The 14,141-nt window shown below is 52.2% G+C and carries 12 protein-coding genes and 2 riboswitches; of the genes, 9 read left to right on the forward strand and 3 right to left on the reverse strand.

Features of this window, described 5'->3' with window-relative positions:
• Window positions 1-59: 59 nt before the first annotated feature.
• Window positions 60-1,433 (reverse strand): amino acid permease, encoded by a 1,374-nt coding sequence (locus EDM60_RS05225; protein WP_122962998.1) that lies wholly within the window; start codon window positions 1,431-1,433, stop codon window positions 60-62.
• A gap of 338 nt (window positions 1,434-1,771) precedes the next feature.
• Window positions 1,772-1,830, reverse strand: a riboswitch (glycine riboswitch).
• Window positions 1,831-1,833: 3 nt separating this feature from the next.
• Window positions 1,834-1,933, reverse strand: a riboswitch (glycine riboswitch).
• Between the two features lie 405 nt (window positions 1,934-2,338).
• On the opposite strand from EDM60_RS05225, the gene EDM60_RS05230 reads away from it, so the two are divergent.
• From EDM60_RS05230 to EDM60_RS05260, 7 genes are all read left to right on the forward strand, one after another.
• Window positions 2,339-3,484 (forward strand): iron-containing alcohol dehydrogenase, encoded by a 1,146-nt coding sequence (locus tag EDM60_RS05230; RefSeq protein WP_122962999.1) that lies wholly within the window; start codon window positions 2,339-2,341, stop codon window positions 3,482-3,484.
• A gap of 14 nt (window positions 3,485-3,498) precedes the next feature.
• Window positions 3,499-4,881: a hypothetical protein gene (locus EDM60_RS05235; protein ID WP_122963000.1), complete on the forward strand. Its 1,383-nt coding sequence runs from the start codon at window positions 3,499-3,501 to the stop codon at window positions 4,879-4,881.
• Window positions 4,878-6,317: an NAD-dependent succinate-semialdehyde dehydrogenase gene (locus tag EDM60_RS05240; RefSeq protein WP_122963001.1), complete on the forward strand. Its 1,440-nt coding sequence runs from the start codon at window positions 4,878-4,880 to the stop codon at window positions 6,315-6,317. Before EDM60_RS05235 ends, EDM60_RS05240 begins: the two co-directional genes overlap by 4 nt.
• Window positions 6,318-6,611: 294 nt before the next feature.
• Window positions 6,612-7,355, forward strand: a complete 744-nt coding sequence (locus EDM60_RS05245; RefSeq protein WP_122963002.1) for a metal ABC transporter ATP-binding protein — start codon at window positions 6,612-6,614, stop codon at window positions 7,353-7,355.
• Window positions 7,355-8,215 carry a metal ABC transporter permease gene (locus EDM60_RS05250; RefSeq protein ID WP_063228571.1) on the forward strand — a complete coding sequence of 287 codons (861 nt, stop codon included), beginning with the start codon at window positions 7,355-7,357 and terminating at the stop codon, window positions 8,213-8,215. Before EDM60_RS05245 ends, EDM60_RS05250 begins: the two co-directional genes overlap by 1 nt.
• Before the next feature lie 18 nt (window positions 8,216-8,233).
• Window positions 8,234-9,178 (forward strand): metal ABC transporter substrate-binding protein, encoded by a 945-nt coding sequence (locus EDM60_RS05255; RefSeq protein WP_122963003.1) that lies wholly within the window; start codon window positions 8,234-8,236, stop codon window positions 9,176-9,178.
• Window positions 9,179-9,397: 219 nt separating this feature from the next.
• Complete coding sequence (locus EDM60_RS05260; RefSeq protein WP_122963004.1) at window positions 9,398-10,117, forward strand: YebC/PmpR family DNA-binding transcriptional regulator; 720 nt, start codon at window positions 9,398-9,400, stop codon at window positions 10,115-10,117.
• Between the two features lie 314 nt (window positions 10,118-10,431).
• Here the strand turns inward: EDM60_RS05260 and EDM60_RS05265 are convergent, their stop codons facing one another.
• Both EDM60_RS05265 and EDM60_RS28460 read right to left on the reverse strand, forming a co-directional pair.
• Complete coding sequence (locus tag EDM60_RS05265) at window positions 10,432-11,382, reverse strand: ABC transporter substrate-binding protein (protein WP_122963005.1); 951 nt, start codon at window positions 11,380-11,382, stop codon at window positions 10,432-10,434.
• A 93-nt stretch (window positions 11,383-11,475) separates the two neighbouring features.
• The gene (locus tag EDM60_RS28460; RefSeq protein WP_167470235.1) at window positions 11,476-11,628 is read right to left on the reverse strand and encodes a hypothetical protein; all 153 of its coding nucleotides are present in this window, start codon (window positions 11,626-11,628) and stop codon (window positions 11,476-11,478) included.
• Window positions 11,629-11,697: 69 nt separating this feature from the next.
• Between EDM60_RS28460 and EDM60_RS05270 the strand changes: the two genes are divergently transcribed.
• Window positions 11,698-12,564, forward strand: coding sequence for a LysR family transcriptional regulator (locus tag EDM60_RS05270; protein ID WP_122963006.1), 867 nt, complete (start codon window positions 11,698-11,700; stop codon window positions 12,562-12,564).
• Window positions 12,565-12,728: 164 nt separating this feature from the next.
• Entirely contained in the window at window positions 12,729-14,135 is a 1,407-nt protein-coding gene (locus EDM60_RS05275) for a YfcC family protein (RefSeq protein ID WP_174769194.1), read from the forward strand.
• Window positions 14,136-14,141: the final 6 nt, after the last annotated feature.

A 14,141-nucleotide genomic window follows, 5' to 3' on the forward strand; every position in this document is an offset into this window, starting at 1 on the left:
TTTTACTCATGCAGCCACATTCGTTCATGCATGTGGTTTTTGGTTGTGTCGCTTACCGCTTACGAGTTTTCGGCAATTTTGACCTGATCGACTTTCGCTTTGCGCAGCTTGTAAATCACCACGAGCATGATGAACCAGACAGGTGTGATGAACAAGGCAACGCGCGTGTCTTCAGCAAGTGCGAGCACGACGAGAATGAACGCGAGAAAAGCGAGAATCAAGTAATTGGCAAACGGATAGAGCGGCATTTTGAATTTGTTTTGCGCTGCCAGCTCTGGTCTTGTCTTGCGGTATTTCAGGTGGCAAATGACCGTAATGCCCCAGATGAACAGGAAGCAAACCGTCGAGACACTCGTGATCAGCGTGAAGACGCCTTCTGGCATAATGTAGTTCAATACAACGGCGATGAGAATGACGACGGTAGAGAAGAACAGGGCATTGGCAGGAACTTGGCGAGTCGTGAGCTTGGTCATGGCCGCAGGCGCGTTTTGTTCTCTGCCCAAAGAGTAGACCATTCGGCTTGTACTGAAGACGGCGCTGTTACATGCCGAAGCGGCGGAGGTCAGTACGACAAAGTTGACGATTCCCGCAGCGGCAGCAATTCCGATTGCGGCAAACACTTGCACGAACGGGCTTTCTGTCGGAACGATCGCACTCCATGGGTAGATGCTCATAATCACGATCAGCGCACCGACATAGAACAGCAAGACGCGGATCGGAATGTTGTTGATCGCTTTTGGAATGACGCGCTCAGGATTTTCTGTCTCTCCGGCAGTCAGCCCGACCAGCTCAATGCCGACGAACGCGAAGACGACCATCTGGAACGAAAGTAAGAAGCCGTTGATTCCGTTCGGGAACATCCCGCCATGGCTCCACAAGTTCGTGAAGCTGGAAGCGCCGGAGTTGGTGGAGAAGCCTTTGACGATCATGACGATACCGACGACGATCAAGGCGAGAATCGCGATGACTTTTACCAGCGCGAACCAAAACTCCATTTCTCCGAACAGCTTCACGGTTGCCAGGTTCATGAAAAGTAAAATTACGAGGGCAATCAACCCCGGCATCCATTGCGGCACTCCCGGAAACCAATACTGTGTGTACAAGCCGACAGCCGTCAAATCGGCCATGGCAATCGAAATCCAGCAAAACCAATACGTCCAGCCTGTGACGAACGCAGCCATGTTTCCGAGGTAGTCTTTTACGAAGTCGACGAAGGAATGATAGTTCAGGTTGCTCAGGAGAAGTTCGCCGAGCGAGCGCATGATCAAAAAGCAAATAATCCCAGTAATCAGGTACGCAAACAAAATGGATGGCCCGGCGAGGTGAATGGATTTTCCCGCACCCAGAAATAGTCCGGTACCAATGGCTCCACCGATTGCGATGAGTTGAACGTGTCTGTTTTTCAGACCTCTCGCCAATTTTTGTTGTTCCATGTGATCCCCCTCTTTCTCTCTGTCTGATTCTGCACAGTTACTTGGAAAGACAACTACTTGCTCGACGACTTTTTCTTCACAAAAGTTTATGGTTCTTTATAATTCTCATAGTAACATAGCTGTACAGAATAAATACATCATTAAGTTACTTCCAACGAAAAAAACGCTTACATTTTTCAGTGAGTCCTTATTTTTTGCTGTTTGCTTCCGGTTGCTCCCTCCTTGTTTGCCCGAGTGGGGATGTGGCTGTTCCCCTGAAAGCGCAGCGATTTCTAGCAGCAATCCTATTTTTCGCCAATAAAAAAAGGAACGGGAAAAATAGGCTGGTTCCTATTTTCCTCTGTCCTTTTACCTGAGAGTGTTTAACTCCTTTGGTGGCCAATGGCTCTCTCCAGAGATGCGTCCCATTGCGGTCCTTTTACCTGAGAGATTTGTCCTGGGGGTCAGGATTTGCTCCTTCGGTGCTAAACGGTAAGTTTAGTCTCTCCCGCAATATTCATCCGCGATAGATATTCGCATGCGTTCTTTTGATAGTAAATTATTCCAAATAGCTTGTCAAACGAAAATTGCCAATTGACAGACTATTTTAAGCATAAAACATTTTTGACCGATTGAAGTCCAACAAACAAGGGAGATGGCAAGAATCAACAACAATTTGATTCGAAAACAAATCAATATGATGTATTTTGATTTGAAACATGATCGGTGATCGGATGAAAACGGTTGCTTTTTGTTCCGGGCAAAGCGAGAGTGAAAAATGTGACGAACATGTGAGAAAAGGTGGTTTCGCGAGCGGAAATCTACCATTTCGCCGGAAGCAAACGAGGTTGGGTGCAGCGAATTTTAAGGCTTTGGCACGAGAGTTGCTTTTAAGTGGCAGCACAGAGAAGGGAGAGAGTGACAACATGAACATTTCTACATTTGCTGCTGCGAACAAGCTGGTCACAGGCCGCGATTCGCTGGCATTGCTTGCAGAGGAAGTCGCCCGTCTGGGGGTGCAGCGTCCGCTGATCGTCACCGACCATATTTTGATTCAGGCCGGGGTGGTGGCACAAGTCGAGGAGCTTTTGCCGATGAAGGCAGGCATCTTCCCGGACGTCAATCCGGAGCCGGAAATCGAAATCGTCGACCTGTGTGTCAGCATGATTCGCGCAGGAAGCTACGACGGGCTGATTGCGGTCGGCGGAGGAAGCGCGATCGACATTGCGAAAGCGGCTGCGGTCATGGCGACTAATGAGGGCAGCATCGAACAGTATTTTGGCACGAATCTGGTCAAGCAGCCGGGCTTGCCGCTGATCGCGATTCCGACTACAGCGGGAACAGGCTCGGAAGTGACCAATATCTCGATTTTGTCCGATACGAAGGAGCAAGTAAAAAAAGGAATTGTAAGCCCTTACTTGCTGCCGGATGTCGCTATCGTCTCGCCGATGATGACGCTGACGTGCCCGCCGAGTGTTACCGCTGCGAGCGGCGTGGATGCGTTGGTGCATGCAGTGGAAGCCTATATTTCCAAGTTTGCCTCCCCAGTCACGGACGCGCTGGCGATTGGCGCGATGAAGCTGATCGCTGTTCACCTGCCAAAAGCGTACGCGGCCCCGGACAACATCGAATCGCGCGAAGCCATGATTACAGCCGCGTTGATGGCGGGTCTTGCCTTCGGAAATGCAGGGGTAGGAGCTGTACATGCCCTGGCTTACCCGCTCGGCGGACGCTTCCACATGGCGCACGGCGTCAGCAACTCGCTGCTTTTGCCTTACGTGATGCGCACGAACAAGATCGCCTGCCTGGAAAAGCTGGGAGACATCGCCCAGGCGCTCGGAGAAAATACAACTGGCCTGAGCCTGGATGAAGCGGCGGAAAAAGCGATCGAAGCGATGACGCGTCTGTGCCGTTACGTGGAAATTCCCCAGTCGTTGCGCGAGTTCAACATCCCTGAGACAGCGCTTGCCGAGATGGCGGAAGAAGCGATGAAGCAGACCCGGCTTTTGAAAAACAATCCCCGCACCTTGCGGAAAAAAGACATAGAAGATATATATCGCGCAGCTTACTAAGAGGGGGATATCACATGAAGTGGAAGCAACGCAAAGATGGTGCAGAGACTCCGTATATTCCGGCTGGCCCGTTCAAAATTCGCCTGCCGTTCGTGCATTATCGTTTTGAATGGCCTGATTACTTGCAAGGATTGCTGATGTGCGCCGTCGATCTCGGCGCCATCACGTTGCTTGCCGATCACCTTGGCATGCCGTTTGAGGTTGGCTTGGCTGTCGTCATTTTAAATGGCTTCTTGTATTTGCTGCACCACTTGCTGGGCGATCCGGTCATTCCGGGCTGGATTACCCCTGCGATTCCGTTGATCGTGCTGTTTGTCGGGCAATTTCCCGAAGGGCCGGATCGGGTGTACGCCCTGATTGCCTTCCAGTTGACGCTTGGGCTGCTATCGATTATTTTGGGCGTCACCGGGCTTGCCAAACGGGTAGTCAACTTCGTGCCGAACGCGATCAAATCAGGCATTATCCTCGGCGCGGGGATTGGCGCGATCACCTCGATTTTTGAAAAAGGCGGGAAGTTCGACCTGTTCCCGTACACGATTGCGATTTGTATCGGTTTCTGCTTTTATCTCGTATTTTCCAAGCATTTTGAAGGATTGAAGCAAAAAGGCAAGCTGTGGGCGCTGCTCGGCAATTTGGGGATTTTGCCTGCGATTTTGTTGGCGGTATTCGTAGCGCCGATCTTCGGGGAAGCGAAGTGGCCGGACATTCAGTGGGGATTCAGCCAACCGGACTTCGCCACGCTCTGGTCGCAGTATACGGTTTTCGGCTTGGGGCTGCCGGCGCTGTCCTTTTTCATCACGGCGCTTCCTGCGGTGTTCGCGACTTACCTTGTCGTCTTTGGCGATGTGCTGAAAACGAAAGCGCTGTTATCCGAATCTGACCAGGTGCGTCTCGATGAAAAAGTCGACTACAATCCTGACCGGGCGCACATGATTTTTGGCGGACGCAACATGCTGATGAGCCTGATCGGACCAGATATTACGATGTGCGGCCCGATGTGGGCAGCGATGCAGGTCGTGGTCGTGGAGCGGTTCAAAAAAGGCAAGCAGGCGATGAACTCCTTTTTCGGGGGCGCAGGCTCTTTCCGCTGGGGAACGAATACAGGTCTGCTGCTGTTGCCGATCGTCAGCCTCGTTCAGCCGATTCTCGGTGTTGCAGTGGCATTGACCTTGCTCGTGCAAGGCTACGTCAGCGTGCGAATTGGCGTGATGCAGGCGCGCAGCCAGCGCGATTTGGGGATCGCCGGAGTCGTCGGAGCCATTCTGGTGATCAAAGGCGCAGCGATGGCTTTTGGCGCGGGAATTTTGCTGTGCGTTTTATTATATGGAAAAGATTGGTTGCGCGGAGAAAAAGAGAAATTGTTTACAGCCAATGAACAGGAGGAAAAAGCGGCGTGAAACAACAAGAGTGGAACAAAGGGATTTACGTGAATGGAACATGGCTGACACTTGACAAGCGCATGATCGTGCAAAATCCGGCGACGCTCGCGACGATTGGCAGTGTGCCGGACGCAGGTGCGGAAGAAGCGAAGCAGGCAGTCGATGCCGCGCAAGCCGCTTTTGCAAGCTGGTCGAAAACGACGGCTTACGAGCGGGCCACTCTTCTGGAGCGCTGGCATCAGGCCATTGAAGCCAGACTCGATGAAATCGCCTACGTGATGACGATGGAGCAGGGCAAGCCGCTTGCAGAAGCGCGGGGCGAGGTGCAGTATGCCAACAGCTACATCAAATGGTACGCGGAAGAAGCGAAGCGGATTTACGGGGAGACGATCCCGTCGTCTGCCGTCTCCAAACGGATCATCGTCCAGAAGCAGCCTGTCGGTGTCGTGGCTGCGGTTACTCCGTGGAACTTTCCGGCGGCAATGATCGCACGCAAGCTCGCTCCGGCGCTTGCCGCAGGCTGCACGGCCGTAGCCAAGCCAGCGGAACAGACGCCGTTGACGGCGCTGTTGCTGGCGGAATGCGCCGAGGAGGCTGGCATCCCCGCAGGTGTGATCAACATCGTCACTACTTCGCGGGCGGGAGAAGTGGTCGACGTCTGGATGGAAGATTCTCGCGTGAAAAAGCTGACGTTTACCGGATCGACGCCTGTGGGCAAGCTCTTGATGAAAAAAGCGGCGGACACCGTGAAAAAGCTGTCTCTGGAGCTGGGCGGTTTGGCGCCGTTCATCGTGGCAGAAGATGCGAATCTCGAAGCGGCTGTCAAAGGCTTGATCCAGTCCAAATTCCGAAACGCCGGGCAAACGTGCATTTGCGCCAACCGGATTTACGTGCACGAGGCTGTGAAAGAACCATTTTTGCAAAGGCTGACAGAAGCGGTCGCTGCGCTGCGCGTAGGTGTCGGGACAGAGGACCATGTCGAGATCGGCCCGCTGATCGATGACAGAGCGGTCAAAAAAGTCCGGCAGCAGGTAGACGACGCTATCTCCAAAGGGGCTGTGCTGCATGGCAATCCGGAGCTGGAAGGTGCGGTCGGCTATTTCTTGAAGCCTGTTGTGCTCTCGGAGGTCACAGACGAAATGCTCTGCATGCAAGAGGAGACGTTCGGGCCGATTGCTCCTGTCAGCACGTACTCCGACGACGCGGACGTCATCAGACGCGCGAATGCGACACCGTACGGACTGGCGGCTTACGTTTTCACCCAGTCGTTGACGCGGGCATTCATGTTCTCGGAAAATCTGGAATACGGCATTGTCGGGGTAAACGACGGGGGGCCATCTGTCGCGCAAGCACCGTTTGGCGGCATGAAGGAAAGCGGTCTCGGCCGGGAAGGCAGTCACCAAGGAATCGAAGAATATTTGGAGGTCAAATACATTTCGCTGCAACTGGTGTAACCAACAGATGACAAAGTGAATAAACAAAGAGCACAGCGCGTGATATGCGGGCTGTGCTTTTTCTTTATTCCCTAGAAAATGAAATTAAGGGTTGACAGTGAGAACGATTTCCAGTAAATTTTGCATCAGGGAAACATTTTTATACACAAGCATATTATTTTGCCATGGCGAATATTATTGGTTAATAACTACAATTTTGTGTATAAGCATATATAAGTGAGTCGGGACAACCAGAGCGGATGATGTAGCGCAACAGCGAGAATAAAACGACTGATTATTTTTGGAGGGAATCTCATGAATAGTGCTGTGTCAGTCAGAGAGCTTCACGTTTCCTATTTTGGAGTTGAGGTCGTGCAGGGTGTATCGTTTGCGGTTGAGCAGGGCAGCATGGTGGGCATCATCGGCCCGAACGGCGCAGGCAAATCGACCATGATCAAAGCCATGTTGGGGTTGATCGGAAAAGACAAGGGAGACGTCCTGTTTTACGGCAAAGAAGTAAGCGAGGTGCGCAAGAAAATCGCTTATGTGCCGCAGCGAAGCCAAATCGACTGGACGTTTCCGATCACGGTGATGGATACGGTTCTCATCGGAACATATCCAAGCGTCGGATTATTCAAATTTCCGAAAAAAAAGGAAAAGTTGTGGGCGATGGAGTGCCTGCGAAAAGTGGGACTGGAGGACTTCGCCAAGCGGCAGATCGGCGAGTTGTCAGGCGGGCAGCAGCAGCGCGTATTTTTGGCCCGGGCACTGGCGCAAAAACCGGAATTGCTCCTTCTGGACGAGCCGTTTGTCGGAATCGACGTCGCCAGCGAGGAGACGATCATCCATATTTTGAAGGAGCTTCAGCTTCAGGACAAAACGATCGTAGTCGTCCACCACGACTTGAGCAAAGCGAATGCGTATTTCGATCAGCTGCTGCTTTTGAACAAGGAATTGATCAAGTTTGGAGCAGTCGATGAGGTGCTGAACCGGGAAGTCATGTCCAAAGCTTACGCGCATCAGCTGCAATTTCTGGAGAAGGCCGAGGTAACTGCGTAATGGAATTTTTACAAGCGATCGGACAATATGATTTTTTGCAAAAGGCATTGTTTACATCAGTCGTGGTGGGAATCATTTGCGGGGTCATTGGCAGCTTCATCATTTTGCGCGGGATGTCGTTGATGGGCGATGCCATCTCCCACGCGGTTTTGCCAGGGGTGGCGCTCTCGTATGCCTTCGGGATCAACTTTTTCCTGGGCGCAGTCGCCACCGGGGTGCTTACAGCGATCGGGATCGGATATGTCAGCCAAAACAGCCGGATTAAAAACGATACGGCGATCGGGATTTTGTTCACTTCCGCTTTTGCCTTGGGAATCATCATGATTACGATGCTGAAAAGCAGCACGGACCTGTATCACATTTTGTTCGGGAACGTTCTGGCAGTGCGACCGTCCGACATGTGGGTGACGGTCGGGATCGGCGTGATTGTGATTGTGACCGTCTACGCGTTTTTCAAGGAACTGCTGCTGACGTCCTTCGATCCGACGATTGCGGCGGCGTACGGTCTGCGCAACAATCTGATTCACTATTTGCTGATGACGTTGCTGACGATGGTTACCGTAGCGTCGCTGCAAACCGTGGGAATCGTGCTGGTGGTCGCCATGCTGATTACTCCCGCAGCGACAGCCTATTTGCTGACAGACAGACTGTCGGTGATGATTTTCCTGGCAGCGAGCTTCGGGGTCATTTCAGCGATTATCGGCCTGTACTTCAGCTTTACCTACAACCTGGCTTCGGGGGCAACCATCGTAATGGTGGCGACAGGTTTGTTCCTTCTGGCCTTCCTGTTCTCGAAAAAGCACGGAGTTGTATGGAAATCCATTCGAGTGCGGCAAAAAAGAGCCGAGCTTTCGAAGTAAATAAAAGGAGAACTCGTCATGAAAAAATGGAATCTGTTTCTCGTCTTTCTCATCTCATCCGTCCTGCTCGCCGCGTGCGGTGCGCCGCAAAGTTCCAACCAAGAGGCAAAAACTGGAAATGAAAAGCTGCACGTAGTGACAACGTATTCGATTCTGTATGACATTGTGAAAAATGTGGGCGGAGATCGCGTGGAAATTCACAGCTTGGCTCCGGTCGGCTCGAACCCGCACGAATACGATCCGTTGCCAGCCGACGTGCAAAAAACGACGGATGCCGATGCCGTGTTCTACAACGGCTTGAATCTGGAAGCAGGAAACTCGTGGTTTGAAAAGCTGATGCACACAGCAGGCAAGTCTGGACAAGATGCACCCGTGTTCCGCATGAGTGAAGGCGTAGCCGCCAAGCATTTGACGACAAAAGGCAAAGAGAGCGAAGAAGATCCGCATGCGTGGCTGGATGTGCGCAACGGCATCAAGTACGCGGAAAATGCCAGAGACGCACTGATCAAGGTCGACCCGGCGCACAAGGACACGTACGAGCAAAATGCAAAAGCGTACATCGAAAAGCTGCGCGCTTTGCACGAAGAGGCAGTCAAGCAATACAATCAAATTCCGCGTGAACAGCGCGTTCTCGTAACGAGCGAAGGAGCGTTTAAATATTTCAGCGAAGCATACGATTTCGACGCCGCCTACATTTGGGAAATCAACTCGGAAAACCAAGGAACGCCTGAGCAAGTCAGCCAGGTAGTCGATACGATCCGCGCGAAAAAAATTCCGGCTCTGTTCGTGGAAACGAGCATTGACCCGCGCAGCATGGAGATGGTATCCCGGGAAACCGGCGTGCCGATCGTCGGAAAAGTGTTTACCGACTCGCTCGGCAAGCCAGGCGAAGATGGCGATACGTACATCAAAATGATGGAGTGGAATATCAAGACAATCTACGAAGGCTTGACGAAAAAATAGAAAGCAAGTCGTACACGGCGCAGCTCTCCATCCAGGGGGGCTGTGCTTTTTCAGCCGATGGAGGAGTTGTCCGCAACAAGGGGCGGATGAACTTTTCGAAATGATTTTCTCGTAAAAAAACACGAGATTGAGGTATAATAGTTGAGTGTGAAAATGGACTACGGAGTCTTGCAAGCAATCAATCAATCAATCTGTGACGTTGAAAGAGAGTGGGAATTTATGGGTCGTAAGTGGAACAATATCAAAGAGAAAAAAGCGTCGAAGGATGCGAGCACCAGTCGCGTATATGCCAAGTTCGGGAAGGAAATTTATGTAGCGGCGAAGCAAGGCGAGCCGGACCCAGAGTCGAACCGCGCTCTGAAGGTCGTCCTGGAGCGTGCCAAAACATACAGTGTACCGAAAGCGATTATTGACCGCGCAATCGAGAAAGCCAAGGGCGGATCGGAAGAAAGCTACAGCGAGCTGCGTTATGAAGGCTTCGGCCCGAACGGCTCGATGGTGATCGTGGACGCCTTGACCAACAACGTAAACCGCACAGCGTCTGAAGTGCGCGCCGCTTTCAACAAAAACGGCGGAAACATGGGCGTGACCGGATCTGTCGCTTACATGTTCGACCCGACTGCGGTGTTCGGCCTCGAAGGCAAAACCGCCGAGGAAGTGCTTGAGCTGTTGATGGAAGCCGAAGTCGATGTGCGCGACATTTTGGACGAAGACGGAGCTGTCATCGTCTACGCCGAGCCTGAGCAGTTCCACGCTGTACAGGAAGCGCTGAAAAAAGCGGGCATTACCGAGTTTACCGTAGCGGAGCTGACCATGCTCGCTCAAAACGAAGTAACGCTGGACGAAGAGGCGCAAGCCCAGTTTGAAAAAATGATCGATGCGCTGGAAGACCTGGACGATGTGCAACAGGTGTACCATAACGTTGATCTGGGAGAATAAATTTGTCCGTGAAAAAACCTTTGCTGGCAGTTGCTGCGAAGGTTTTTTTTCATGGGCAAAATAAAACCGCCTCCTAAAAGGAGACGGCATATATCGAGCTCGCTAGTTTTGAGGTGTTACCGATCATCACGTGCGACGCATCTACCTCCAGTGTGAAGTTAGAAGCTTATTGCAGTGTTGCGGTTTTCCTTACTCACTAGGTGATCGTGTAAATCATCCATGGCACATCGCCTCCGTTAGGGACTACAGCCTGTTTGAAAACACACCACCGAGCTCGATAAGTATAGTATGGTCCGATTTTGTGCTCTTATACATCATTTCAACATGCGGGCGGAAATCGCGTTCATGAAGGATTGGTTGCTGTAGGCAGTGCCCCCGGCCAAGCCCGGATTGACGGCGTTGACGTAAACCCGTCCGTCTTTGGCCACATGCAGGTTGCTCCATTCGCTTTTTTGCTGCAACTGTTCAAAGGCAGCTTCTGCGCCGGGGTCGCTGCTTTTGTCGACCATGACAAACAAATAATCGGGGTCTGTCTGGGCCAGTTGTTCAAGCGTCAGCGATACAGGCTCTTTTGCCTGTTCTACAACGTCTGGTGTCGCCAGCCCGAGATCGGTGTAGAGCAAATAGTTGTACCGTTCGTTTTTCGGGGAGACGACAAAAGCGCCCTCGTGGAACCAGACAGCCAACACCTTTTTATCCTTCAGCGGGGCAAGCTTTTCCCGCGTATTTTCGATGTTGGTTCTTACCTTGCTCACAATCGCATCCACGTTTGCGTCTTTGCCGCGCACTTCAGCCAAAAGCCGCAGGTTGTCTTCCCAGTGCGCTCCGTTCGAGGAAATAGGGATCACGGACGCTGCCTTTTCCAGCGTGGCGCGCTTTTCCGCAGGCGTCTTGTCAGAGGTCAGGATAGTGTCCGGGTAGAGAGCTTTCAGGTCATCAATCCGCTCGACGATGTCTGCCGGGAGCTTTTGCGTATTTTGCGTAATCGAGGCGTATTCCTGCGGGAACGCGCCGGATTTTTCTACCGTTGCGGCGAACGGCGGTATGCCGAGCAAAAGCGAGTCTTCAAAGCTGCTTCGCGAATCGACAAAGGCGATTTGTTTGGTTCGCGCCGGAATTTTATAGGCAGTGCCCAAATATTGAATGGATCTGGTCGGCTTTGCGTCAGGCGAGCCGTCTGCGGTTTGCCCTCCGGAACCCGCGCCGCATGCGGCAAGCAACAGAAAAACAGCCGTCACAGGGATGGCCAGTAGCTTTTTGTACATCTCTCGTCACTCCGATCGTACATATATGGTCTGTCTATGGCAGGGGAGATCATCACAGTAAATTATAGGGTACCCGAATGAGCCAGGGCTGCTTCATTCCTGAACATTTTCAGACATTCTCCCGTAAGCTTTTTCCGTCACCAAGAGCCATCGCCCCATGACGAAGCAGTATCCGTCAGCGCCAAGCGGCTTTTCGCCCTCCTGCGAGACAGGCTTTTCGGTGCGGTTTTCGTATTGTCTGTTCACAGCAAATGTTCTACGATGGACAAATACAAAACGAAACGAAAGTCTAACTGAGCTTTTGGGGTGATGGGGATGGAGCTGCGCCACTTGAAGACGTTCCACGTCGTTGCGGAATGTTTGAATCTCACCAAGGCTGCGGAAATTTTGCGCTATACGCAACCGACGATCAGCCTGCAAATCCAGGCGCTGGAACAAGACATCGGCCATACCTTGCTGAACCGGGTGGGAAAAAGGACGTTTTTGACGCCGACAGGCAAGCTGTTGAAAAAGCATACAGACAAGCTGTTTCAAAATTTGGACGAGCTGGAACAAGACTTGCGGCGGCTGGAAAAGCCGTACGGCAATTTGACCATCGCGGCGCCCGAGTTTTATTGCAGCTATTACTTGTCGCAACTGCTCAGCATTTACGTGAAGGTGCATCCGCAAGTGCAGATGAAGCTGCTCTGTTACAACAGCAAGGAGACGATCAAGCTGGTGGAGTCGAACCGGGCGGATATCGGGATTGTCGCCGGGAAGTGCAATCGGCCGGGGATTGAGGAAATTTTGATCGATCAGGAAGATTTGGTGCTGGTAGCGAGTCCGCTCCTGGTCAAGTCGCGCAGCGCCGAGGAGCTTTTTGCGGAGCATCCGTTCATTACGTACGATCTGGAAGGCGTTATTCGCGAATGTTTGGAAGAGATCGGCTGCAAACCGCTCTGGACGATCGAATGCGGCAGCGAAGAGGCGATCAAGCGGGCGGTTATGTCCCAGACGGGGATTGCCTTGATCAGCGACGTCATGATTGAAAAAGAAGTGAGGCAGGGAACGCTGCAAGTGCTGCACCGCTTTCCGAAAAGGCTTTTGACTTACTTGATTTATCCGCGCGACCAGCGCGATTACAGCACCGTCAGCAGTTTCGTCGACGTGGTGCTTGATGTGTGGCCGACTTTTCGGGCTTGAATGAAGCCGTGGTATACGACTTTCGGAAGCGATTCCGGGGGTCGTTTTTTTGTGTGGCGAAGTATGGATTTATTTATGGTTATCATTGAACAACCTCATTTTTCATGCCGAATCAAATCGACTACGATAAAAAAACAGAATAATAAAAAAAGGGGGAGTTGGAAGTGCTTCCAAACAGCAAAGAACAAGCAGCAAGACGCAAGAGAGGAATCAACGTTTTCGTGCTGTTGTTTGGCGTGCTGCTCATCGCGACGTTTCTCACCCACGTCGTTCCGGCGGGAGAATACGCCCGCGTGGAAGTGAACGGCAGAAACGTCGTCGATCCACAGTCGTACAAAGCGATTGAACAGACGCCCGTCTCCGTTTTTTCCCTGTTTAGCGCGATCCACACGGGGATGGTGGACGCAGGAGAAATTATTTTCTTTGTTTTGATCATCGGAGGAGCGTTTGGCGTGCTGACTGCGACAGGAGCTGTCGACGCTTTTATCCGCTCGCTGTCCAAAAAGCTCGGGAACAAGGAAAAGTGGCTGATCCCGATCATGATGCTGTTTTTCGCCTTTGCCGGGGCGTTTACCGGAATGGCGGAGGAGACGCTGGCTTACATCCCGATTTTGGTGCCGCTTGCTGTCTCGCTCGGCTTTGATGTCATCACGGGAACCGCGATTGTCCTGGTAGGAGCCTCGATCGGTTTTACGACGGCGATCATGAATCCGTTTACAGTGGGGATTGCCCAAGGAATCGCCCAGCTGCCGATTTTCTCGGGCATTGGCTACCGGATCATCTTGTTCGTGATCATGTATGCCGTATCGGTTGGCTTCATTTACCGCTACGCGATGAAGGTGAAAAAAGATCGCTCGCTCGGATTTTACGGCGAAGGAGTCGCAGCGTTTGAGCAGATTGCACCGACAACTGACCAACCTTTGTCCCAAACGCACAAATGGGTGCTGATCTGCTTCCTGCTTAACTTCGTCGCCTTGATTTACGGCGTCCTGCAATTCCAATGGTACATTACCGAAATCTCTGCCTTGTTCGTCATTTTGGCCATCGTAATTACGCTCATTTCCCGCATGTCTGCCGATCAGTTGATCGAGTCGTTCATGAAAGGGGCGGCGGGGATGCTCACGGGCGCTCTCATCATCGGGTTGTCGCGAGCGACACTTGTCGTGCTTGGCGACGGACACGTCATCGATACGCTGTTGTTCCATGCGTCAGGCATGCTGCACGAAATTCCGCCTGTGCTCAGCGCGGCTGGCATGTACATTTTGCAAGCGTTGATTCACTTCGTCGTACCTTCGGGCAGCGGACAAGCGGCGCTGACCATGCCGATCATGGCGCCATTGGCTGATCTGGTCGGAGTGACGCGGCAAACGGCGGTGCTGTCTTTCTCGCTGGCAGACGGAATCGGCAACATTATTTTCCCGACCTCGGGTTACTTCATGGCAGGGCTGGCGCTTGCGGGCATCCCGTGGATTCGTTGGGCGAAGTGGATTTTGCCATTGATTTTGACGCAGTTCGGGATTGGGCTGGTAGCGGTCATCATCGCCAATTGGATGCACTATGGACCGTTTTAAGAAAAA

The organism is Brevibacillus parabrevis (assembly GCF_003710905.1).
Taxonomy (GTDB): domain Bacteria; phylum Bacillota; class Bacilli; order Brevibacillales; family Brevibacillaceae; genus Brevibacillus; species Brevibacillus parabrevis.